We start from the raw sequence: 23,074 nt of genomic DNA, 5'->3' as shown, positions 1-23,074 counted from the left end.
ATTGCTAACTATTAAGTCTGTTCTCAATTACCATTCCAAAACGGGACTTCACTTTCGCATATTGCCCCTTTCTTTAGAACGATTCCAATTGTAAAAGTTTCGATTTTTTAATGAATAATCAAGTTGACGAGAAATTATCTGACCAATTTTCTAGTCAAGCTTTATGCATTAACGAAAAACTTCGGATTAAAATTCACTAGAAACAGTTCATCCGTGGCCCTCGTCAGCGCAGTATACAACCAGCGGATATATTCAGTATCCAACTGATCCTCGGTCACATACCCTTGATCCACAAAGACAGCACTCCACTGCCCACCTTGGCTTTTGTGACAGGTCAGGGCGTATGCAAACTTTACCTGCAGGGCATTCAAATAAGGATCCTTTTTGATATACTCCCTTCGCTCCTTCTTGTTCTCCACCCCGGCATAATCCTCTACCACTTGCCGATAAAGCTCTCTAGACTCTTCTGCGCCCAGTGAAGTGGAGGAGGTGTACAAAGTATCCAATATCACCTTGGCTTCAAAAAAAGGTTCTTCAGGGTAATCAATCAACCTTAACTCCAAGGTAGCAAACCGCAAACCGTACATCTCTTCAAATGACCTGATCTTGACCACTTCCACAAAATCACCATTGGCCAGGAAACTCACCTTGTCAGACTCCGCCATATAAGTATAATTGTTTCTAACGATCATCAACATATCTCCCGTGGAAATTTCCTCCTCATAAAAGTGAATGGCTTGCCGGATATATTGGTTGTACTGCACCGCCGTTTTGTTGGACCGGGTAATGACGATGGTGTTTTCCACACCATATTTATCATAAGCATACCTTAGGCCATCTTCCAAGCGCTCACTGGTCATGCGGTAAAAGTCAGGATAGCCTTTCACCTGGAAAGAAATGACCGGATCTTTTTTGACCACCTCACACCTGAGGGTCGTTGCATTAAACAAGATTCCTGAATCAAGTTGCTGCCGCATCACTTCTGTCAGCTCGGACTCCAACACATCCAATCCATAGTGATGTACCAGATAATTCTTATCCAGAGCCGGGCTGTTTTTGCTACTGACCGGTGGCAACTGCGCCGTGTCTCCAATGAGAATCAAACGGTTCGATTGATGTTGGAAGACAAACTGCACCAAATCCCTCAACAGGTTACTTCCGCCCATCGCATCATCCGCAAGCATGGAGGCTTCATCCACTATGAATACGGTGTTTTTATAATAATTCTTTTGCAGGTCAAATCCAGCCCCCATCATTCCTTCCTCATTCTTGGGGCGATAAATGATTTTATGGATGGTGAAGCCCATCCTTCCAGAATAAGTAGACATCACCTTGGCTGCCCTTCCTGTTGGTGCCAATAACAATGACCTGAAATTAAGTTTGGACAAGGATTTCACTACCGCCGCAATCACCGAAGTCTTTCCAGTACCTGCATACCCTCTCAAAATAAAAGTAGGCTTTTGGTCAATATCTTCTCCAAAAAACAAATCCATTTGCTGAAAAAAATACTGCTGGCCTTGCGTCGGTTCATGAGGGAAATTTTGCCTGATCAGGGCAGATGGCTTTGGGATATGTTCCTTATCTTTATTCATCAACAGCGAATCTACAGCTAATATGCAGAATATAGAAAAAGAAATTAACGAGAAATTTGGAGGTAGATTGCGCACCCGGGTAAATGGTGTTCTCATTGAAAATGATAAAATATTGATGATCAAGCACCAGATGGGCCTCAATAAAAGTTTCTGGAACGTCCCCGGTGGAGGAATGGATTACAACACCAATGCTACAGACAACCTTAAGCGGGAATTTCTGGAAGAAACAGGTTTGGAAATTGAAGTGAAAAAATTCCTGACCGTTTCAGAATTCCTACAACCTCCTCTTCATGCCATTGAGCTGTATTTTGAGGTAAGTAAAAAATCCGGGGATCTAATCAAGGGAATTGACCCGGAGCTCTCCGAAAACAAGCAACTCATTGAGGAAGTTAAGTTTATGAGTATCGAGGAAATATCTGAAATAAAAAAAGAAGAAAAACATCATCTTTTTTGGAAGATAAAATCGGTCAATGATATAAGAATATGGAAAGGATATTTTAATTTTGAAAATAAATGCATAAAATAGCATCTTATTATATACCATCAACCTTTATATAAGAAGTATAAATCGACTGAAAAATGAATTTGACTAGAATCTTATCTATTGTCTTTCTACTGGCTGCCCTTGCAGTAGGTTATAAGCTCTACAAAGGAGTAGACGATGTAATGCAAGAAGAAAAGAGAATTGCACGTATCGAAGCAAGAGTAATCGAAAAACTACAAATGCTAAGAGATGCAGAAATCGCTTATCTCGCCTCCAATGGTGAATATGCCGGAAGCTGGCCTGAATTGAAGAAGTTCATTGAAGATGGTCAAATTTTTATCGTTCAGAAATCTGAAGAAGTTAAACTATTGGATTATGGTAAGGAAGAAATCACTGTTACTTATGACACTTTAGGTTCGGTAAACGTGATGGACTCTCTTTTCAACGAAAGAAAATATCCAGAGTTTAACCTTGAAGCACTCAATGTTGTACCGGGTTCAGGTGGAGAAACTTTTGAATTCCATGCTGACAAAATCGAAAGAGGTGCCAACAAAATCTTGATCGATGTATTTGAGATCAGAGACCCTGCTCCAGTAAATCCAACTAGAAGAGCCAATAACAACGAAAAGGCCTTGAGAGTAGGATCTAAAACTGACGCATCTACTTCAGGTAACTGGGAATAATTTTGACGACTACCGTTAAAAATACACATACAGAATTTCATAGCGATAAACTTGATGTAACAGCTACATCAAGTTTATCGCTTTTATTATACCCTGAAAAATTGATCGTTATTGCCAAAAACCAAAACGATTCAATCATGGGTGTTAACTCCTATCCTTTTGTAGAACTGGAAGAGCTGGAGTTTACCTTAAAAAAAGACCCTTTCATCAGTGCCTCCAAAGCTAAAGCCACACTTTTTGTCTTTAATGAATGCTTTTGTCTGGTGCCAGGCATGCTTTTCGATCCCAATGAAAAAGACACTTATCTTAACTTCAGCACCCCTATAGAAGACCATGAGGTTTTCCAAACCGGAGTAGACAACAATAAAACCGTAGTGGTCGGTGGACTTGAAAAGAGCATGGCCAAAATCTTCTCTAAAAGGATTGCTGATTTAAACATGGCACATGGTGCGGTGATTGCATTGGATTACCTGCTTCATGAAAGATCCGAAATGCTCAACCAGGAAATTTCCGTGGTCATTGAAGACCATCAGATCTATGTTGCTGGATTTTCCAATAAAGAACTGAAGTTCTTCAATAGGTTTGAAGTTTCCAGCAATCAGGAATTCTTAAAATATACCTTTAGTGTTCTCCATCAGTTGGCTTTTGATCGGATGCACTGTAAAATTACACTTTTCGGCAATCTTACCGATATCAATGTACAAGAAGAAGTACTTCATCAATACTTCAAAAACTTGGCATTAAGCACACCAAAGACAAACCAAAACTATCTCTTGGGAGCAGAGAGCTTCAAAGAAACCCAAAAGCTGTCCGCATACTGGACAAACTAAAACCTATCCGAATGAAAAAGACAGCCATCTTCCCGGGATCATTTGACCCATACACCAATGGGCACCATGACATCGTAATGAGAGGATTGGACATCTTTGACGAAATTGTCATCAGTATAGGCTACAATTCCTCCAAAAAGTCAAGGTATTTTGACATTGACTTGATGGTAAAAAAAATCGAAAGTGTTTATAAAGACACTCCCAATGTCAAAGTAGTGGTATATAACGAACTGACCTCCAACTTGGCCAAAAAACACGAAGCCAACTTTTTGATTAGAGGATTGAGGAACACCACTGACTTTGAATATGAAAATACCATTTCACAAATGAACAGGTTTCTAAACGAAAACCTGGAGACCGTATTCCTGATCACTTCCCCTCAATATGCCGCTGTGAGTTCAACCGTAATCAGGGAGGTACACCGTTATGGTGGCAATGTAAGTGAATTCCTGCCTTACGAGGTCTGAACCTTAGGCACCATTTTCAAAAACTTCTTATAAAGGTACCGCATTGAAGGATATGAATTGACCAAGGCTATCTTGGCTTCATGATGCATCAGCCACTTGATATCATCAATACCTTCCTCAGTTTGTGGCTTCATCTTGCTATCATCTTTCACTTCCATCGCATACCAATAGGTTTTTTTCAGGATACTCTTCCTATTGTGCGTGTAAGTATGCCAGGTTTTACAGATTTCTTCACCCCTCTTCACCGTAATCGCGCATTCCTCTTCTACTTCACGAACAGCACATTGCTCCGGAGATTCACCTTTTTCAAATTTACCCTTGGGCAAATCCCACTTTCCTAATCGGTGAATAAACAACACCTTTTCCCCTTTGGTTACCACTCCTCCAGCTGCCTTAATAATGTTGAATCTACTTTTGATAAATTTCTTCAAAGCATTTTCATCCTCCGAAACAATGGTAATGGAATCAAGATCCTTTAGTTTTCTGGTCCTGAGCAAGTACAAAAGCTTAATGATAATGTCGTGAGAAGGGTGAGCGATCAATACATCATCATGAAAATCAGCATAAGGCGGTAAATCTTTAGGATTATCGTAAACACATTCAAATGTCCTATCCTGCGGCAAATGCATAGGTGAAAGAATGTCTAATGGCTTGTCATTGATGAAAATTCTCATATCACTGTCATTTCAAACCAAAAATGCATAAAATTATCAGCCATCACAACCGCCAATACATTTTTATGAATTATTTTTGAGGCATGGAATTATATAGCAAAGATACCGCGGGACAAGTTGCCCGCAAACTACTCGATATCAAAGCCATTAGATTACAGCCCAACCAACCTTTTACCTGGGCTTCAGGCTGGAAATCTCCCATCTATTGTGACAACAGATTATCTCTTTCATTTCCTGAGGTAAGAACTTATATCAAAAACCAATTGGTAGAAGTAATCAAAAAAAACTTCCCTGATGCTGAAGGTATTGCTGGCGTGGCTACTGCCGGGATTCCTCAAGGAGCACTTATCGCTGAGGAAATGGGCTTACCATTCATCTATGTCAGGTCCAAACCAAAAGGACATGGCATGGAAAACATGATCGAAGGCAAAGTAACCAAAGGCCAAAAAGTAGTGGTCATTGAAGACTTGGTATCCACTGGAGGCAGTTCACTCAAAGCAGTAGAAGCACTTAAAGCCAGTGGTTTTGAGGTTTTGGGTATGGCAGCCATCTTTACTTATGGCTTCGATGTAGCCCGTCAGAATTTTGAGAGTGCCAATGTGAAGTTGATTTGCTTGAGTGATTATGAAGCTATGCTTCCTCAGGCAGTAGCTGATAATTACGCTTCGGATGAAGATTTAAAATCCCTGGCAGAATGGAGAACTTCTCCAGACACCTGGAAACAATAATAAATAAAAAAGCAGCCCAATGAGTTTCACATTGGGCTGTTCTATTTTGGTTCGATACTATTTGCTGTTGACTACTTTTTATGTTGTTTGCCAAGTTTCAGTGTGGCTTTCACTTCATCACCTTTGTTACTTTTTTCCTACAGGTGAAAAAAGTAACCAAAAAACCCCGCCGCTACGCATCTATTGAGCTAAAATTAAAGCCCACCCTCATGCAGGCAAACTCCTCCCTTATAGCTGCCAGTGACCTTTCTGTTCATTATCCCGTCAAACAAGCCTGCCTTTTTGCCTTCCCTCTTCTCTAATTTCTTTACGCTCAATATCTGCAAGGCGGATCTACCAATACATGTTAGGAATTCCTAGTAGACCTATATAAATTTTTATTCATTATTAACGTTTAGCCAAACTACTTCATTAGAGCCTCTATTTATATCTCTTAGACTTTTTAATTTAGCGTTAAAGGCTTCTCCCTCTTATCGCTTCTTTTTTAAGTACACTTCATTTTTATTCACTAAAACAGAAGCCCATTCACCCCCAAATAGGCCTAGCCATTACCCCTTTTCCCAATAGGGCAACCGCAAGTATCCAAACAAAGCCTCACATGAAAAAACTTCAACCTTTTAACACAATCTATGAAGCTTATTTTAAAATAATAGATATCATTGTAAAGGCAACAATAAAAGAAAATGAAATTAAATACCATTTGCAAAACTTACGTTAATATTTTATTTGCTTTTGTATTAATTCTTGAACTTCAGCCAGCCATCGCTCAAGAAGTCAAAAAAGAAGTCACGCAAGAGCAAAAAATTATCGATGTCAAAAAGGTAAATACAACTACCATCAAGATCACTTTCTCCACGGAACAACAAATGTTCATCGACTTTTATGGAGACCACATCTTTAGAATTTTTCAGGACAATTCTGGCCAAGAGATGAGAGCTCCGGCGTCAGAACCATATGCAGAAATCTTGGTAAAAAACCCTAGGAAGCCTTTTTCCAAACTTGACATCATCCAAGATGACCATCACATTTCAATTCTTACTGACAAAATCAGCTTAGTCTTCGACAAAAGCTCTTTACTGTTCAACATCACCAACTTGGAAACTCAAAAAACAGTAGTAGAAGAGCTTTCCCCAATTACTTTTGACGAGGATCAAGTCTCTTTGAGTTTGAAAGAATCTGCTGATGAATATTTCTATGGAGGTGGTGTACAAAACGGCAGGTTTTCCCACAAAGGCAAAAAGATCTCCATCGAAAACCAAAACAGCTGGACAGATGGCGGTGTAGCCTCTCCCACTCCCTTTTATTGGTCCTCAAAAGGGTATGGGCTAATGTGGTATACCTTTAAAAAAGGAATGTATGATTTCGGTGCCAAAGAAAAGGGCAAAATCACCTTATCCCATATGACGGACTATTTGGATGTGTTCTTTATGGTCAATCAAACAGCAGATCAGCTCCTTGGTGATTTTTATCAACTCACTGGAAATCCTGTCCTTCTGCCAAAATTTGGTTTTTATGAAGGCCATCTCAATGCCTACAACAGAGACTATTGGAAAAAGGATGAAAAAGGAATTCTCTTCGAAGATGGAAACCACTATAAGGAAAGCCAAAAAGACGAAGAAGGTACCAAAGAGTCCCTCAATGGAGAAAAAGATAATTACCAGTTTTCTGCCCGAGCAGTCATTGATCGATACAATAATCATGATATGCCTTTGGGCTGGATATTGCCGAATGATGGTTATGGGGCTGGATATGGCCAAACAGAAACCTTGGATGGCAATATCCAAAACCTAAAAGATTTTGGCGACTATGCACGAGCTCACGGTGTTGAAATCGGGCTATGGACGCAGTCTGACCTTCATCCAAAAGAAGGAGTCAGCGCTTTGCTGCAAAGGGACATCATCAAGGAAGTCAGGGATGCAGGTGTTCGAGTACTTAAAACCGATGTGGCGTGGGTAGGCGCTGGATATTCTTTTGGGCTTAATGGTGTGGCTGACGTAGGGCAAATCATGCCCAAGTATGGCGATGACGCCAGGCCGTTTATCATTTCTCTTGATGGCTGGGCAGGCACGCAGCGATATGCTGGCATTTGGTCTGGTGATCAAACTGGCGGAGTTTGGGAATATATCAGGTTCCATATCCCTACTTACATAGGGTCTGGACTTTCCGGACAACCCAATATCTCCTCCGATATGGATGGGATTTTTGGAGGCAAAAACCCAATTATAAATGCCAGAGATTTTCAATGGAAAACCTTCACACCAATGGAGCTCAATATGGATGGTTGGGGCTCCAACGAAAAATACCCTCACGCTTTGGGTGAGCCTGCGACTTCCATTAACAGAAATTACCTCAAGCTTAAGTCTGAATTACTGCCTTACACCTATAGCATTGCCAAAGAAGCTGTCAACGGTTTACCGATGATCAGGGCCATGTTTCTGGAAGAAGAAAACGATTACACCCAAGGTATTGCCACCCAATACCAATTCATGTTTGGGCCAAGCTTTTTGGTCGCTCCGATTTATCAGGAAACCAAAATGGACGAAGAAGGAAATGATATCCGAAATGGTATTTATTTGCCAGAGGGACTTTGGGTGGATTATTTTACAGGAGAGCAATACGAAGGCGATCAAATCATTAACAGCTTTGCCAGTCCAATCTGGAAGCTCCCGGTTTTCGTAAAAAGGGGAGCGATAATCCCTATGACCAATCCCAACAACAATGTTTCAGAGATCGATAAAAACCATCGAATCTATGAAGTATATCCTTATGGTCAATCCTCTTTTGTGGAATATGATGATGACGGGATTACTGAAGCCTATAAAAATGGAATGGGCACCCATACATTGATTGAATCCCTGCTTGATCAAAAGAACGCCTTGACCCTCACTGTTCATCCAACAGAAGGAGGTTTTGATGGATTCATTAAGGAAAAGTCTACAGAGTTCAGAATCAATGTTACTGACGAACCCAAAAAGCTCAATGCCAGAATTGGCAACAAAAAAACGAAACTGAAGAAAGTAAATACCTTGGAAGACTTTAAAGAGAACACCAATGTATATTTCTATCTGGAAAAACCTAACCTAAATAAATTCCCTACTCCCGATAGCGAATTTGAAAGTGTGGCTATCATCAAAAACCCACTGGTTTTGGTGAAGATCGACAAGGCTGATATCACTTCACAGCAGATTCAATTAGATATCAAAGGATTCCAGTTTGAACCAAAGGATAAGCTAAAGAACCATTTAGGACCTTTAAATTCACCTCAAAATGCTAAAGTTACCGAGGAAAACACAGCCGCCTACACCTTGAAACCAAGCTGGGAAACTGTGTCCAATGCGGACTATTATGAAATTGACTTTAATGGAATGCACTACACCTCCATTAAAGAAACCGCTTATTTATTTGAAGGACTTGAGGCAGAAACCCATTACACTTTCCAACTTCGAGCAGTAAATCAAAGAGGGGTTTCTGACTGGGTAGAAATCAATGCCACCACCAAGTCCAATCCATTGGAATTTGCCCTTCAAGGCATCGAAGCCACAACAAGTGTGAAAAACCAAGGAGGATATGAAATCTCTAAACTTTTTGATTTCGATGAAGGAAACACTTGGCACACCAAATGGGGAGAAAATGCCCTTCCTTTCGATATGATCATAGATTTGAAATCCTTCAACCAATTGGATAAGTTGGAATATTTACCAAGAAGATCAGGAGCGAATGGTATGCTTCTGAAAGGAAACATTTATTACAGTCAAGACAAAAATGACTGGAAACTTGCCGGAGATTTTGAATGGGAAAAAGACAATGATGTCAAAACATTTAACTTTGACGCTCACCCAACGGCCCGATACATCAAATTCAATATTACTGAAGGTGTTGAAGGATTTGGTTCAGGACGAGAAATGTACATCTTTAAAGTTCCCGGAACAGAAAGTTATATCCCTGGAGACATTAACAACGACGGAATCATTGACCAAAATGACTTGACCTCCTACATTAATTACACAGGGCTAAGAAAAGGTGATGCTGATTTTGAGGGCTATGTAAGCGATGGAGACGTCAACAAAAATGGATGGATTGATGCTTACGATATTTCTGTCGTGGCAACACAGTTAGAAGGAGGCATTCCTGACGCTAGCCCAGAAGAACTTGCCGGGAAGCTTGAAATCAGCTCCAATAAATCAAGTTACGAAAAAGAAGAAATCGTGGAAGTCATTGTCAAAGGTGTTGACCTAAACTCGGTAAATGCGCTCAGTTTTGCACTACCATACAGTTCTGAAGATTTTGAGTTTATTGGAGTAAAAGCCTTGAGTATGGGCAAAATGGAAAACATGACCAATAACCGCCTCCACTCTAATGGGGATCAGGTATTGTACCCCACCTTTGTTAATTTGGGACAAAGCGACACCCTAGAAGGAGATCATGCGCTATTTACCTTAAGGTTTAAAACGAAGCGGAAACTGAAATTCAACTTAAAAGCTGAAAAAGTCCTCTTGGTCGATCAACTGCTCAACTCAATTAGTTTTTAAAAGTAAAGGCCCTGGAAAATTCCAGGGCCTTTACTTTTAAAATTTCTCTTCTACGCCCAAGCCAAAAAGGGCAAAGTCATATTTGACTGGGTCTTCCGGATCAAACTCCCTTAGCCTTTCTGTCAGTTCCACAGCAGTCCGCCAGTCCGTCTGCTTTCTTTCTATCAAACCCAATTTTCTCCCCACCCTGTCCACATGCAGGTCACAGGGGCAAATCAATTGATAGGGTTTTATTTTTTGCCAAACACCAAAATCCACTCCCCTATCGTCCTGCCTCACCATCCACCGTAAAAACATGTTGATTCTTTTACAAGCTGCTTTCCTTTTTGGAGTAGCCACATGTTTTCTTGTTCTTTGAGGAGCTTCTGGATCTTTGAAGAATAGATCATGATAGTTTGCTAATAAAACCTCCATCACATCCACCTCTTCCCTCCAGCCTATCGTGAAGGCCTCCTCCAAGCTTTCATGCTTTTGATAAAATGCTTTAAAAAAGGCCAAAAACCATAAGGTATCAATATCATTGAAAGTCCTATGCTTAAAACTTAAAAATGGTCTTAAGTCCTTTTCCTCATGATGAAGGATAAAGTCATGGGGTGCATTGTCCATCATCTCTAACAATTGAAGGCACTTGTTGATGATGGTCTTTCGCTGCCCCCAAGCCAATGTGGCAGCAAAAAAACCAGCTATCTCGATGTCCTGCTTCTTGCTGAAGCGATGTGGAATGGAAATAGGGTCAAGGGTAATAAAGTTAGGTTGGTTATAATGAAGCGTCTTCTCTTCTAAAAAATCTTTTAAATCCATTATTTACAATGCTACTTTCACTTCCCCTCCTTGGGTACCGTCAAACCATTTAAAGTAAAGCTTATTTTCTTCTTTTTCTGCCAAGTGCCAATCAAAACACTTTATATTGGTCAAAGAGGTCAGGCGATCCTCGTCTGGCTGGTAGAGACAAACGTCAAAGTCGGGCAGTTTCTTGGCATCTACCGTATTCCACCTTTCCATCAAGAACCCTTCCTCAATAACACGGATTTTTCTTCCGAAACAATGTTCTTCCAAAACAGATGGCACACCGTCCTTTCTTCTCATTTGGTAACAAGAAGGCCCAAACATGATCTGTTTAAAGAGTTTACCTTCAATCAAATCAATTTCCTTGGAGATTTGCTCCCACTCAGGTGTATTGATTTCTTTGATGGATTCATTGGTTTTAATTCTGGTAAGCAACTTGGAAATACCTGAAAATAAATAGGTCAATCCAATAAACACTAAGCCAAAAGTAGCCAGTATCGGATAGGATACAATAAAGATCACGTTCCAAATGAACCTGAAGATGTGGTGAAATATAAGCTGGACTTTATTCATTCAATAGTGCAAACGTCTTTGCAAAAATAGTCCAAATATGTGCAATTAACAAAAAGCCGTAACCGACTCATTGTGAAACAAAAAATCCCGCCAAAGCGGGATTAAATCACATGCGATAAAGCTATTTTAGTAAGAAACCTCCACTCTAAAGCGGTTGTTCACAGCTCTCAATTGATCAAATGCTGCTTGAGACACTTTGATCAACAATTTGTCATTGTCTCCTGTATCTGGAAGCTTGCCTACCACTCTGGCAAAAATGGTCACATCGTTCTCCTCGTTTCTTATTCTCATGATGGTCCCTACAGGAGCTGTTTTATGCAGCACCAAATATTTCTTATGGTTGCTGGTACCTTGAATAACTTCCGCTTGACCAGACTCCTTGATGTTTTTATAAGCTGTACTTTCGCTGGATGTATTCTTCACTGGCGCAACAACAGGCTCAGTAGAAGCAGTGGTTTCTTTTGAACCTGTCTCTGTAACCACAGGAGTGGCATTGTTTACTTTCCCCTCTTTTCTGCCCACTTTGAGCTTTTGTCCTTGAGAAAGATTGTTTGAAGAAAGCGCATTCCATTCTATCAAATCACCCATATTGGCATTGTATCTTTTCGAGATGGAATAAAGCGTTTCTCCATCTGAAACTGTATGCGTAATCCAGCCTACTTCTGCTCCAGCAGGAATATCTTCGATTCTTTCTTCTACTACAGTTTCATTGGCTTCTGTTGCTTTCTTTGAAACCTCTACCACCTCCGCTTGCTTTGCTTTACCTGCTTCCTTATTTTTCTCAACCACCCCTTTGCGTTCCTTTGGCATTTCTTTTACCTCCGTTGGAGTTGCCCTAACTTCGGGAGCCACTCGCTCAACTACTTCTGGCTGCTCCTTTTTTACTCCTTCAATCACCAAGCCCTGACCAATACTGAGGTCATTTCCTTGTAGTTCGTTCCAAGCTTTTACATCCTGGACAGAAACACTGTATTTGCTGGCAATAGAAAATAGCGTTTCTCCTGGGCCTACCTTGTGCAGCACCGCCCCCTCTGGAAGTGAAGCCTTTGGAATGTAAGGAACTTTGATGCGCTGGCCTATTTTTAGACCTTGCTTCAGGTCACTGTTATTGCTGATAATATCTCCCACAGGGGTTTCATATCTTCTAGAAATAGCAAACAATGTTTCTTTGGGCGCTACCTCATGAATAATAAAGGTCTTATCACCTATCTTCTCCACTCCCACCGAATCAATAGCTGCCTCTCTCGCCGTGACAAGTCCGGCATAAGTTGAAAAAATTAGGATCAGTAAACTTGATTTTTTGATTAAACGCTCCATACACTCTATAAAACTCATAATTGCTATTAATATTATTTTCTTGGATGTTAAGCTCAATTATACCATTGACTTGCTTCACAAAACTACCACAAAAATATTGCTAAAGTTTTCAATAAAGAGAAAATTCCATTTCGAATGATCAGAAAGTATTTCATAGTGATTTAAGCAAAACTCCTATATTTATACATACGTTTGAAAAGTCAACTATTGTAAACTTATCCGTGTTTTTTTAACAAGTACTCTTAAAAGAACTTTCTGGTTCCAGTAATTAACATTTGCCATGAAATCAACCCTCTACCTCTTCATTTTATTTTTGACTTTTATTGCTTTACCCACTAAGGCTTTTCAAGATAGCCTTGGCACAAGAAAAGTTTATATTCTGGAAATCAAGGACAACATTGACCCTAGAATGAACAGAAAAGTCAAGTTGGCCATGGAGGATGCCCAAGAAAAAAAAGCGGACTATATCTTGATCCACATGGACACCTATGGTGGCGCTGTCAATGATGCAGATGATATTCGAACCATGCTTTTAGAGTCTAAAACCCCTACGATGGTATTTATAGACAAGGATGCCGCTTCTGCAGGCGCATTGATTTCCATTGCTTGTGACAGCATTTATATGGCACCCGGAGCCAGTATAGGAGCTGCTACTGTAGTGATGGGTGCTGGAGGTGATGCCGCTCCTGACAAATATCAATCCTATATGCGGTCCATGATGAGAAGCACAGCAGAAGCCAATGGTAGAGATCCTAAAATCGCAGAAGCCATGGTAGATGAAAAACTTGAAATTGAAGGTATTACTGCAGCCGGTTCCGTCATCACGTTTTCAGTATCCGAAGCCATTCAAAATGGCTTTTGTGAGGCCAAGGTAGAAACCACCGAAGACATCATCGAAAGACAGGGTATTGATGAATACGAAACCATTTACTATGAGGTAAACACAGTAGAACTGATTATCGCTTTCTTTTTAAACCCGGCAGTAAGCGGTTTCTTAATCTTGATCATCATTGGTGGAATTTATTTTGAAATCCAAACACCAGGAGTTGGTTTTCCTATAGCAGCTGCTATTGTGGCAGTAATTCTTTATTTCATCCCTTATTACCTCACCGGACTTGCTGACAACTGGGAGATTATTGTGTTCTTTCTGGGCCTAGTCCTTCTTGCCTTGGAACTGTTTGTCATCCCAGGCTTTGGTGTGGCAGGAGTGCTGGGCATTGCAGGCATCCTCACCGGCCTCACCTTGGGCATGATTCCCAATGACTTCTTTGATTTCACTTTTGTAGCTTCAGCAGAGCTATTTGTAGCCTTGGTGACGGTAGTAATTGCTTCACTCATTGCCGTAGCCGGCATATTTGCTTTAGCTCCCAAGGTCAATCAGTGGAAGGCTTTTAGCAAAATAGCCCTAGCTGACACCCAAAATAAACAAGACGGATATACTTCTTATTGGTACAGCGAAGAACTGCTGAACAAAGAAGGTATTACCCATACCCGCTTGATGCCAAGTGGAAAAATTCTTATTGATGACGAAGTGTATGATGCCCACTCAAGAGGGGAGTTTATAGACAAAGGAGAGAAAATAAAAATCATCAGTACTGAAGGCACCTCACTTAAAGTAAAAAGAATTGGTTGACGGGACTGACTTATTCTTAATGAAGCAATTCACCTGAACTTAAAGCAATTTTCTTTAAGTTTGGAACGTCAAAAAATAAATCATGAACGAATTCCAGACGGTCTATCAAGCCATAGGTGAAGAAAAAATAAAGGAACTCACCAGGTACTTTTATGAGGGTGTAGAGAAAAATGAGCCTTTAAGATCTCTCTATCCCAAGGACTTAAAGCCTGCAGAAGATCGGCTTTTCCTCTTCTTGCTACAAGTATTTGGCGGTCCTACTACCTATTCGGAAGAACGTGGCCATCCGAGACTGAGAATGAGGCACCTCAACTGGGTCATTGATGAGCAAATGAGAAATCACTGGCTGAACAATATGCTCACTGCTTTGGATAAAATTGATGTTGACCAAAATGTAAAGGAATTGATGATGAGCTATTTTGTCAAAGTAGCGAACCATATGATTAACCAATAAATTCAAATGAAAGTACTCAGGCGAATATATTCCATTTACGGCACCATTATTTTCATCCTCTCCTTTTTAATTCTTTTACCCTTTTTTATAATTACTATAGAAATCCCTGGGTTGAAAAAGTATGGAAGAAGACTCAATGGGATTTGGTCAAAAGTCTTTTTTACCGGGCTTTTCATCAGGGTAAAAGTCGAGAACAAAAAGTACCTGAAAGAGCATCCTCAGTACATTATCGTAGCCAATCACTTTTCATATTTGGATATTCCTGTTATTGGGTTGATGTCAAAAGATGCTGTTTTTATCGGAAAAAGTTCTTTGGGAAAAGTGCCTGTGTTTGGTTACATGTTTAAGAAACTACACATCGCCGTGGACAGATCAAGCTTCAGGAGCCGTGGTGAAACACTCAAAAAGACCAAAGAAGTCATTGATGAAGGCAGTAGTGTCATTCTTTTTCCTGAAGGAGGAATCAGATCGACCAATCCACCAGAGATGGCTCAGTTTAAGGATGGGGCGTTTAACTTGGCATTTGAGAAACAAATCCCTGTAATTCCTGTAACTTTATCCTATAATCACTTAATTTTGCCCGACGACAACAAGTTCTTATTGAATTACAAACCGGTAAAGGTGGTGATCCATCCTCCTGTTGTACCGAATGGACCTGAAAAAGAAGCAATTGCTGAAATGAAAAGCAATTGCCACAAGACCATTCAGCAACAACTATGGAAGGACAATCAACAAGCAATAAAAAGCTGACACCATTACCCAAAAACATATACAATGAAAATCGATACCAATACCTTAAAAAAAATCGCTCACTTGGCCCGTCTTGAGTTCGACGAAAACAGTGCCAAAAAGATGACCCGTGACATGACCCAAATCTTGGATTGGGTGGAACATTTGGACCAAGTGGACACGGAAGGAGTGGAACCGATCACGACGATGTCATCTGAGGTGAATGTATTGAGGGAAGACAAAGTAGGCAAGCATCTTGAGCATGAAAAAGGATTAAAAAATGCCCCTCAAAGAGATTCTGACTATTTCCGTGTACCTAAAGTACTTGAATAAGCCCCATTTTCTCCGTGAATATTAAAGACGAAGTTTTATTTAAAAAACTGCCAATCATCATTTCGGTCATTGGCAGTTTTCTTTTACTCCATCAGTACTTTTTTGCTTGGAATGACCCCCTGCCCATTGAGCCGGGAGTATTTTCAGAAATGGCCGATGTGCCACTGGACATCTACAACTGGGGAATTGAGCATTACCGCCTTGAGGTAGAAAATTACCTGCTTTTCCAAAACTTCGAGACTTTGGCTCCTGTGCCTCAAGTCAGCAAAACTTTACTTTTTGGAGGAATTACCTGGCTTTTGGTAAGCTTAGGTCTTAGCTTAATCAGTACCCTCAAAAGATACTATTTCATTGCAGCTATGGCAGTAGTGATTTTTCTTCTCACCATTTCTGGTATCAACTCCTTGAATATTGGCGGTATCAGTAGCAACCTCGCTTTGATCGTTTTGATCTTGGGCGTGGCAGTGCCAGCAATGGTCATCCACATCTTCTATGATCACTTTTCTCTTATGAAGAGAACGGTGATCATCACGCCTATTTCTGTGGCTACCATGGCATTCTTGGTCCTTAGGAGCAACGTTACCCAACCGGAACTGATGATGGCAGAAAACATTACACTAATGGCCATTGCCATTAGTGCCATCTTTGTACTCTACATAGGCCATGCTTTGGTAGGAGGTTTTTTCCTAATGCTTGCCAGGCTTAACCAAGGAGTTGGGTTAAAAATATCTTGGCACCTAACTGTATTTACAATCATCTATATTGTTTTACTATTCATGGTGCTCTTGGATCTGACAGGTGACTTCCCCTTGCCTTTCAGCTATCCTCCTCTATTTTTTCTTTTCTTACTTGCATCATTTGTAGGCTGGTTTGAGGTAAAGGCCAAAATCAAACAGATCAAACAACCTTATGAGCTGGATTTAATCGGACAGTCCCTTTATTGGATAGGTTTTGGCATCACTATCATGGTATTTTGGAAAGGTCAATTCTCTCTTAACAGACCCATGCTGGACTTTTTGGATCATTGGTTCGTCTATACGCAAATTGCCTTATCCCTACTTTTCTTTGCTTACCTCTTGGCGAACTTCTCCGGCTTTATGAACATGGGAAAACCGCTTGCGGATGTTACTTTCCAACCTAAGTTTTTTGCTTATCTGCATATGAGGATTGGTAGTCTTATTGCCTTATTGTCCTTAATCGTATTTGCTGATGGTGTGATCGCTCCCCAATTAAGCGTCAGCTCCACCAACTATTCTGCGGACTATTATTACGCCATCAATAAGCCCACTGAAGCCAGAATACTATTTGAAAACAGTTGGTTCAGGTATAGAAGAAACGAAAAAGCCATGATAGCTACCGTCAACCTCTACCAGCAAGACAAACAACCAACTGCTGCAAAAAATATTATCCAAGAGGCTTTTGAATGGCAACCCTCGGTACATGAAATCCTTTTGGCCGCTAATTTGGCACACAAGCAGGATAAGTATTTTGATGCATTATTCTATTTGGAGAAAGGTTTAGAGCTATACCCCGATAATGACTTTCTTCAAAATAACTTGGCCTTACTCCACAGTAAAGGGAATAGAAGTGAAGCTGCCTTTGAAGTCCTGACCCAAATTGATCAGGAAAAGGAAGTTGCAAACAGCAATAAAATAGGCCTTCAGGTTAAGCATAAGAGCCACGTGGACGAAGATCCAGAAGTGGAAGAAAATCTAATTGGCCGTGTAAACACGTTGGCCTTTAAAAACCTAAAAGGTGAATTTGTTGATTTTTCTCTTAGTCCAAATGATACTCAGAGTACTACTATCAAAGAGGCCATAATCAGAAATCAGTGGACCAATAAACCGGTAAACAAACTCTCTGAAGACCTGCAAGTAGTAGATTCCTTGAGCAATGGCATACTGAGCACCAAAACTTTGGAGGAGCTCCGGATTTCCAAAATCATCAGAAATTATCAGGAAGGCCAAATTGCAGAAACCTTAAAGCAACTGAACGGTTTGGTATTAGACTTTGAAGGGTCTGCTGGTTACTTCCATGCCTTAGCAGCTAAAATAATGATTGGCCAAGGAGACTTTGAAAAAGCAGCCATCGAGCTCATTCAAGCCGAATCAAAAGGATACAGAAACTTCACAGTTTCCCACCTGCCCATCCTTTATTTTGGAAACCAAATCGATGCCGCTTTTGACATTAAGGAAAAGTTTGAACTTGATTTTCCAGAATGGATGAAAGTAAACAGTGATGAGGGAGCATTAATAAAGCCTGAAGCCGAATACTTTAAGCAGCTATCCCAATTAAATAAATCCTTCAAAAGTGATTTCCTTAATGGTTTCAAAGGATTACAGGACGGTCCACTTAAAGCTATACTGGGACATGAAATCTTGATCAAAAAAAGCCACTGGCTAAATGAAAAAGAGATTCAAGAAATCCAAAACCACCTCCTTGACCAAGACCAAGTAGACAAGGAATACATTTCCCAACTGACTGATCTATTGATATCCAAGGACCTCACAAAAATATCATCAGAAGAAAAACTGAGACAAAAATTCCAATCAACACAGGCAGTCACGGGAAATCCTTATTTGACACCATTTGTTTTCATGGCGGTCTCAAAAGCTAAAAACGATGAGGATAAATATGAAATCCTCCGCAATGCCTCTGACTTCAATAAGGACCCATTGCTTTGGATGGAAATGGTCAAATACAGCCAAAAAATAGGCCTGAGCGAATATGGACAGGAAGCCCTAAAGAAACTTTCCACATGGGTCGAACCGGAAAAGCTTGAAAAACTTAAGCTTCAAACACTTTAAATCCCTTTTAGATAAATTAAGTTTATAATCCTATACTTTTTCCTCTAAAACTGTATCTTTAGGAAATGTAAACCGTTTATTTTTATCATGGGTAAGATCATAGAAACTAGTGAAATCAAGAAAACTTATGTGATGGGGGCTGAAGAAGTAAAAGCGCTGAAGTCTGTCTCCATAGAGATTAACAAAGGGGAATACGTTGCTTTTATGGGGCCATCAGGCTCAGGCAAATCCACTTTGATGAACATCATCGGTTGTCTTGACACGCCTACAGCTGGCACTTATGTCCTTAACAACAAAGACGTAAGTGACATGTCTGAAAACGAATTGGCAGAAATCCGAAATAAGGAAATCGGATTTGTATTCCAGACTTTTAACTTGCTTCCAAGAGCAACTTGCCTTGAAAATGTTGCATTACCCTTAATCTATGCGGGCTACAATAAGTCAGACAGAGAAGACAAAGCCTTTATGGCCCTCAAAAGTGTTGGTCTTGATGACAGGGTAAACCACAAACCCAATGAGCTTTCTGGTGGACAGCGGCAAAGGGTGGCCATCGCCAGAGCACTGGTCAATGATCCCAGTATTATCCTTGCCGATGAACCTACTGGTAACTTGGACACCAAGACTTCTTACGATATCATGAGTCTCTTTCATGAGCTCCATCAAAAAGGGAATACCATTATTATGGTTACCCATGAGGATGATATTGCCCATTATGCACATCGAATTGTCAGATTACGGGATGGATTGGTTGAGACAGACGAAATTAATCCAAATCCTACAACAAATAATTTTCAGGCAATCACGGAATGATGCTATAAAAATTGAAAGTTAATACTTAATTTTGCAACCTGATTTATTGGCTGAAGCGCTCAAAAATAAAATTTTCTTCCACAACAGAAGAATATTTCAAAACAAGAGCAAAAAGAAAGTATAACCGTAATTATTTTGCACATGAAGCTGTATACCAAAGGTGGCGACAAAGGTGAAACATCTCTATTGGGGGGTATCAGGGTCTCTAAAGCCAACTTGAGAATAGAAGCTTATGGCACGGTTGATGAATTGAATGCCTACATTGGCTTACTTCGTGACCATGCAAAAGAGCAATCAAGGGTGAACTTTCTCAAAGATATTCAGGATAGGCTATTTACAATTGGAGCAGAGCTTGCTACTTCACCTTCTGCCAAAAACGTAAAAAAGCCTGACATTCTTGAATCAGATATATATGGGCTTGAAAAAGAAATTGATTTGATGGATGAAGCACTTTCTCCCTTAAAAAACTTTATCTTACCAGGAGGCCATCCCCAAGTTTCGTATAGCCATATCGCAAGAACAGTTTGCCGAAGAGCTGAAAGAAGGGTGATTGAGCTGAATGATCAAGAGCCAGTAGAAGAGTTAATCATAAAATATCTAAATAGACTTTCCGATTATCTATTTGTTTTGGGAAGAATGATTTCAAAAGAATTAGAAGTAGGAGAAATAACGTGGGAATCAAGAGTTTAACACCATGAACACAACAATAGACATCCAAATAAAGCAAACAAGCCAATCAAAGCTTCCTGGAACAAACTTTGAAAACCTTTCCTTTGGTCAGGTAATGAGTGACCATATGTTTGTGGCTGATTATAAAAACGGTGAATGGCAAAACTTTAGCATTGAACCATATGCACCTTTGGCACTTAACCCAGCCAATGCCACCCTGCATTACGGGCAATCGGTTTTTGAAGGGCTAAAAGCTTACAAAAATGAAAATGATGAGGTTTTGATTTTTAGAGCAGATGCCAATCAAAGAAGATTAAATGAATCTGCCGAACGCATGTGTATCCCTCCTGTTCCTGAGGAAATCTTCATGGAAGGTCTTTCCAAATTATTGGAGGTGGACAGGAATTGGATCCCGAGCAACCCAGGCTGTTCACTTTATATTAGACCTTTTGTCTTTGCCACGGACGATTATTTGGGCATCAGACCTTCATTGACTTATAAATTTATGATCTTCACTTGTCCTGTAGGTCACTATTATGCCAAGCCTGTTTCTGTCAAGGTGGAAACAAAATACACCCGGGCAGCAGAAGGAGGCACGGGCCAAGCCAAGGCGGCAGGCAACTACGCAGGCTCTCTTTATCCCGCTCAAATCGCCCAAAAGCAAGGTTACGACCAACTCCTTTGGACAGATGGCAAGAGTCATGAGAACATTGAAGAAAGCGGCACCATGAACGTGATGTTCATTATTGAAGACACACTGATCACCGCCCCAACTTCAAAAGGCACTATATTAAAAGGAATTACTAGAGACTCTGTCTTGACTTTGGCCAAAGAAAAGGGCTTAAAAGTGGATGAGAGATTCCTTAAAGTATCTGAGTTAAAAGAAGCCTTGGAAACAGGAAAACTTCAAGAGGCTTTCGGAACTGGTACTGCCGCAACCATTGCCCATATTCATAAAATAAATGTTGGTGATACAGATTTTGAATTGCCAGAAAAACCAAAAGATGCTTTCTCCTATCAAGTACTTGAAACCCTTGATGCCATCAAATATGGCCGAATAGAAGATCAGCATGGTTGGATCACCAAAGTTTAAACCTAGTGAAGCCATAAATAAAAAGCATTTCAAGTACAAATTGGTGACTTGAAATGCTTTTTTGTTTAGAACTATTTTACCATTCCTCCTTTATTGGAATTATTGCAAAGACCTTACACTTTTAGCCTTATGAACACCAAGCACTCATCACTTATTAAGTTTTTCATTGTAATATTTCTCTTTTTGGCCAACCATCAAGCTCAAGCCCAGCGATACCTAATTCTACAAAAAGGCGGAAACCAAAAGTCAAGAATCACTTACCATGAGGGAGACTTGATCACTTATAAGCAAAAAGAGTTTGATTTCTTTATTACTGATCAAATCAAAGAAATCACCCGCGAGTACCTGGTCTTATCCGAAAACATCATCCGGCCAGAAAATATTTTAGCAGTGGATGTCGAAAACACCGATGAAAGAAACCGAACCATCAGGGCGATGAGCACCCTGACAGCTGCCGCAGGACTGCTTTTGTTGACTGCAGAAACCATCAACAGCCTCTATCAAGAAAAGTCCCTCTCCTACTCCAAAGGAGGCTTGATCATTTCTTCTTCCCTGCTGGTCAGCAGTTTTGTGATCTCAAAACTAAAAAAGAAATATTTCAAAAATGAAGGCCGCAATAAAATCCAAATCATCTACCTGGACATTAGTGAACCAGAAAACCCCAAGTGACCCATTGGCCTATTTCTTTTTAATCTTCACTCATCAAATGGGAATTAGGTAAACACACAAAATTTCACGAAATTCGCATTTCAAAAATCAATTTAAAGAAAATATTTTATGACATCAGACCAGTTGAAAGACTTGAAGGCGCGTATCACGGCCTTGAGGAGGTATCTTTGACTACGATCGTAAGAAAGCTGAAATAGAAGACCTTGAGGCAGTATCTGCCCAACCCGACTTTTGGAACGACCCAGAGGAGGCAGAAAAAACAATGAAGCAAATCCAAGCTAGAAAAGCATGGACCTCAGCATACGAAAACGCTGAAACCCATGTACAAGACTTGGAGGTTCTTTATGAATTTTACACTGCTGGAGACGTAGAAGAAAGCGAAATCAAATCCGATTACGGAAAAGCCCTAAGCGAAATCGAAGACCTAGAGCTTAAGAAAATGCTTAGCGAAGAGGAAGATCAGCTTAGCGCCATGTTGGAGATCAACCCCGGAGCTGGAGGAACAGAAAGCAATGACTGGGCTTCCATCCTTATGAGGATGTATATCATGTGGGGAGAGAAAAACGGCTATAAAGTAAAAGAGGTTGACCTTCAAGAAGGAGAAGTAGCAGGTATCAAATCTGTCACCTTGGAATTTGACGGCCCATTAGCTTATGGTTTCCTAAAATCTGAAATAGGCGTACACCGCTTGGTGAGGATTTCTCCATTTGACAGTGGCGGTAGAAGACATACTTCATTTGCATCCGTGTATGTTTATCCGGTAGTGGATGACTCCATCGAAATTGAAATCAACCCTTCTGATATTGAGCTGCAAACATCCCGTTCAGGAGGTGCAGGTGGTCAGAATGTAAACAAAGTAGAAACCAAAGTACAGTTAACCCACAAGCCAACCGGCATTGTAGTAGTCTGTCAGGTGGAAAGATCCCAATTGGCCAACCGAGAAAAAGCCATGCAAATGCTTAAATCCAGACTCTATCAGATGGAGATGGAAAAAAGAAATGCAGAAAGGGCTAAAATCGAAGCTGGAAAAATGAAGATCGACTTTGGTTCCCAGATTAGGAATTATGTACTGCATCCATACAAACTGATCAAAGATGCAAGGACCGGATTTGAAACATCAGATGTCCAATCCGTACTGGATGGAGGACTGAATGAATTTATCAAAGCCTACCTTCTTGCGCAAAGCGAAGAAGAAGCTGCTGGAGATAATTAAT

21 protein-coding genes are annotated in these 23,074 nt (G+C 40.4%); 16 read left to right on the top strand and 5 right to left on the bottom strand.

The window, feature by feature from the left end:
• Window positions 1–161: 161 nt before the first annotated feature.
• Entirely contained in the window at window positions 162–1,592 is a 1,431-nt protein-coding gene (locus JL001_RS10825) for an ATP-dependent RecD-like DNA helicase (protein WP_200976097.1), read from the bottom strand.
• 22 nt (window positions 1,593–1,614) lie between these two features.
• On the opposite strand from JL001_RS10825, the gene JL001_RS10820 reads away from it, so the two are divergent.
• From JL001_RS10820 to coaD, 4 genes are read left to right on the top strand one after another with little or no spacing between them, the layout of a single operon-like run.
• The gene (locus JL001_RS10820; protein WP_200976096.1) at window positions 1,615–2,118 is read left to right on the top strand and encodes an NUDIX domain-containing protein; all 504 of its coding nucleotides are present in this window, start codon (window positions 1,615–1,617) and stop codon (window positions 2,116–2,118) included.
• A 53-nt stretch (window positions 2,119–2,171) separates the two neighbouring features.
• Window positions 2,172–2,759 carry a hypothetical protein gene (locus tag JL001_RS10815; RefSeq protein ID WP_200976095.1) on the top strand — a complete coding sequence of 196 codons (588 nt, stop codon included), beginning with the start codon at window positions 2,172–2,174 and terminating at the stop codon, window positions 2,757–2,759.
• Between the two features lie 2 nt (window positions 2,760–2,761).
• Complete coding sequence (locus JL001_RS10810) at window positions 2,762–3,589, top strand: DUF3822 family protein (RefSeq protein WP_200976094.1); 828 nt, start codon at window positions 2,762–2,764, stop codon at window positions 3,587–3,589.
• An 11-nt stretch (window positions 3,590–3,600) separates the two neighbouring features.
• Window positions 3,601–4,056 (top strand): pantetheine-phosphate adenylyltransferase, encoded by a 456-nt coding sequence (gene coaD, locus JL001_RS10805; protein WP_200976093.1) that lies wholly within the window; start codon window positions 3,601–3,603, stop codon window positions 4,054–4,056.
• On the opposite strand, the gene JL001_RS10800 is transcribed toward coaD, so the two are convergent.
• A complete protein-coding gene (locus JL001_RS10800) occupies window positions 4,044–4,730 on the bottom strand; it encodes an NUDIX hydrolase (protein WP_200976092.1) in 687 nt (228 codons plus the stop codon). The genes coaD and JL001_RS10800 overlap by 13 nt on opposite strands.
• 83 nt (window positions 4,731–4,813) lie before the next feature.
• On the opposite strand from JL001_RS10800, the gene pyrE reads away from it, so the two are divergent.
• Entirely contained in the window at window positions 4,814–5,458 is a 645-nt protein-coding gene (gene pyrE, locus JL001_RS10795) for an orotate phosphoribosyltransferase (RefSeq protein WP_200976091.1), read from the top strand.
• A gap of 683 nt (window positions 5,459–6,141) precedes the next feature.
• The gene (locus JL001_RS10790) at window positions 6,142–9,987 is read left to right on the top strand and encodes a TIM-barrel domain-containing protein (RefSeq protein WP_200976090.1); all 3,846 of its coding nucleotides are present in this window, start codon (window positions 6,142–6,144) and stop codon (window positions 9,985–9,987) included.
• 36 nt (window positions 9,988–10,023) lie between these two features.
• On the opposite strand, the gene JL001_RS10785 is transcribed toward JL001_RS10790, so the two are convergent.
• The 3 genes from JL001_RS10785 to JL001_RS10775 form a co-directional block, all read right to left on the bottom strand.
• Window positions 10,024–10,788: a TIGR02757 family protein gene (locus tag JL001_RS10785; protein WP_200976089.1), complete on the bottom strand. Its 765-nt coding sequence runs from the start codon at window positions 10,786–10,788 to the stop codon at window positions 10,024–10,026.
• A gap of 3 nt (window positions 10,789–10,791) precedes the next feature.
• Entirely contained in the window at window positions 10,792–11,346 is a 555-nt protein-coding gene (locus tag JL001_RS10780; protein ID WP_200976088.1) for a hypothetical protein, read from the bottom strand.
• A gap of 126 nt (window positions 11,347–11,472) precedes the next feature.
• Window positions 11,473–12,681, bottom strand: coding sequence for a LysM peptidoglycan-binding domain-containing protein (locus JL001_RS10775; protein ID WP_200976087.1), 1,209 nt, complete (start codon window positions 12,679–12,681; stop codon window positions 11,473–11,475).
• A 262-nt stretch (window positions 12,682–12,943) separates the two neighbouring features.
• Here JL001_RS10775 and JL001_RS10770 point away from each other — a divergent pair, with 262 nt between their 5' ends.
• The 10 genes from JL001_RS10770 (at window position 12,944) to prfB (ending at window position 23,073) form a co-directional block, all read left to right on the top strand.
• Window positions 12,944–14,296, top strand: coding sequence for a nodulation protein NfeD (locus JL001_RS10770; RefSeq protein ID WP_200976086.1), 1,353 nt, complete (start codon window positions 12,944–12,946; stop codon window positions 14,294–14,296).
• Between the two features lie 82 nt (window positions 14,297–14,378).
• Window positions 14,379–14,750, top strand: a complete 372-nt coding sequence (locus JL001_RS10765) for a cyanoglobin (RefSeq protein ID WP_200976085.1) — start codon at window positions 14,379–14,381, stop codon at window positions 14,748–14,750.
• 6 nt (window positions 14,751–14,756) lie between these two features.
• Window positions 14,757–15,500: a 1-acyl-sn-glycerol-3-phosphate acyltransferase gene (locus JL001_RS10760; RefSeq protein ID WP_200976084.1), complete on the top strand. Its 744-nt coding sequence runs from the start codon at window positions 14,757–14,759 to the stop codon at window positions 15,498–15,500.
• Between the two features lie 24 nt (window positions 15,501–15,524).
• Entirely contained in the window at window positions 15,525–15,812 is a 288-nt protein-coding gene (gene gatC, locus JL001_RS10755) for an Asp-tRNA(Asn)/Glu-tRNA(Gln) amidotransferase subunit GatC (protein ID WP_192008121.1), read from the top strand.
• 14 nt (window positions 15,813–15,826) lie between these two features.
• A complete protein-coding gene (locus JL001_RS10750; RefSeq protein ID WP_200976083.1) occupies window positions 15,827–18,619 on the top strand; it encodes a M48 family metallopeptidase in 2,793 nt (930 codons plus the stop codon).
• Between the two features lie 87 nt (window positions 18,620–18,706).
• Window positions 18,707–19,429, top strand: coding sequence for an ABC transporter ATP-binding protein (locus JL001_RS10745; RefSeq protein ID WP_200976082.1), 723 nt, complete (start codon window positions 18,707–18,709; stop codon window positions 19,427–19,429).
• Between the two features lie 141 nt (window positions 19,430–19,570).
• Entirely contained in the window at window positions 19,571–20,119 is a 549-nt protein-coding gene (locus JL001_RS10740; RefSeq protein WP_200976081.1) for a cob(I)yrinic acid a,c-diamide adenosyltransferase, read from the top strand.
• Window positions 20,120–20,123: 4 nt separating this feature from the next.
• Entirely contained in the window at window positions 20,124–21,191 is a 1,068-nt protein-coding gene (locus JL001_RS10735) for a branched-chain amino acid aminotransferase (RefSeq protein WP_200976080.1), read from the top strand.
• Between the two features lie 129 nt (window positions 21,192–21,320).
• Window positions 21,321–21,860, top strand: a complete 540-nt coding sequence (locus JL001_RS10730) for a hypothetical protein (RefSeq protein ID WP_236252777.1) — start codon at window positions 21,321–21,323, stop codon at window positions 21,858–21,860.
• Window positions 21,861–21,968: 108 nt separating this feature from the next.
• Window positions 21,969–23,073 (top strand): peptide chain release factor 2 gene (gene prfB, locus JL001_RS10725; protein ID WP_200976079.1). Its coding sequence is split into 2 segments (ribosomal slippage): window positions 21,969–22,028 and window positions 22,030–23,073, totalling 1,104 coding nucleotides; the frame shifts between segments, so codons are not numbered across the junction.
• Window position 23,074: the final 1 nt, after the last annotated feature.

The sequence above is a fragment of the Echinicola sp. 20G genome (assembly GCF_015533855.1).
Classification (GTDB): Bacteria; Bacteroidota; Bacteroidia; order Cytophagales; family Cyclobacteriaceae; genus Echinicola.
Note: the sequence above shows the minus strand (reverse complement) of the source record. Positions and strands in the feature narration are given on the sequence as shown.

Excerpts from the sequence above, each read along its gene's own strand:
- JL001_RS10825 (WP_200976097.1), bottom strand. The coding sequence starts at position 1,592 with ATGAATAAAGATAAGGAACATATCCCAAAGCCATCTGCCCTGATCAGG.
- JL001_RS10820 (WP_200976096.1), top strand. The coding sequence starts at position 1,615 with ATGCAGAATATAGAAAAAGAAATTAACGAGAAATTTGGAGGTAGATTG.
- JL001_RS10815 (WP_200976095.1), top strand. The coding sequence starts at position 2,172 with ATGAATTTGACTAGAATCTTATCTATTGTCTTTCTACTGGCTGCCCTT.
- coaD (WP_200976093.1), top strand. The coding sequence starts at position 3,601 with ATGAAAAAGACAGCCATCTTCCCGGGATCATTTGACCCATACACCAAT.
- JL001_RS10800 (WP_200976092.1), bottom strand. The coding sequence starts at position 4,730 with ATGAGAATTTTCATCAATGACAAGCCATTAGACATTCTTTCACCTATG.
- pyrE (WP_200976091.1), top strand. The coding sequence starts at position 4,814 with ATGGAATTATATAGCAAAGATACCGCGGGACAAGTTGCCCGCAAACTA.
- JL001_RS10790 (WP_200976090.1), top strand. The coding sequence starts at position 6,142 with ATGAAATTAAATACCATTTGCAAAACTTACGTTAATATTTTATTTGCT.
- JL001_RS10785 (WP_200976089.1), bottom strand. The coding sequence starts at position 10,788 with ATGGATTTAAAAGATTTTTTAGAAGAGAAGACGCTTCATTATAACCAA.
- JL001_RS10780 (WP_200976088.1), bottom strand. The coding sequence starts at position 11,346 with ATGAATAAAGTCCAGCTTATATTTCACCACATCTTCAGGTTCATTTGG.
- JL001_RS10775 (WP_200976087.1), bottom strand. The coding sequence starts at position 12,681 with ATGAGTTTTATAGAGTGTATGGAGCGTTTAATCAAAAAATCAAGTTTA.
- JL001_RS10770 (WP_200976086.1), top strand. The coding sequence starts at position 12,944 with ATGAAATCAACCCTCTACCTCTTCATTTTATTTTTGACTTTTATTGCT.
- JL001_RS10765 (WP_200976085.1), top strand. The coding sequence starts at position 14,379 with ATGAACGAATTCCAGACGGTCTATCAAGCCATAGGTGAAGAAAAAATA.
- JL001_RS10760 (WP_200976084.1), top strand. The coding sequence starts at position 14,757 with ATGAAAGTACTCAGGCGAATATATTCCATTTACGGCACCATTATTTTC.
- gatC (WP_192008121.1), top strand. The coding sequence starts at position 15,525 with ATGAAAATCGATACCAATACCTTAAAAAAAATCGCTCACTTGGCCCGT.
- JL001_RS10745 (WP_200976082.1), top strand. The coding sequence starts at position 18,707 with ATGGGTAAGATCATAGAAACTAGTGAAATCAAGAAAACTTATGTGATG.
- JL001_RS10740 (WP_200976081.1), top strand. The coding sequence starts at position 19,571 with ATGAAGCTGTATACCAAAGGTGGCGACAAAGGTGAAACATCTCTATTG.
- JL001_RS10735 (WP_200976080.1), top strand. The coding sequence starts at position 20,124 with ATGAACACAACAATAGACATCCAAATAAAGCAAACAAGCCAATCAAAG.
- JL001_RS10730 (WP_236252777.1), top strand. The coding sequence starts at position 21,321 with ATGAACACCAAGCACTCATCACTTATTAAGTTTTTCATTGTAATATTT.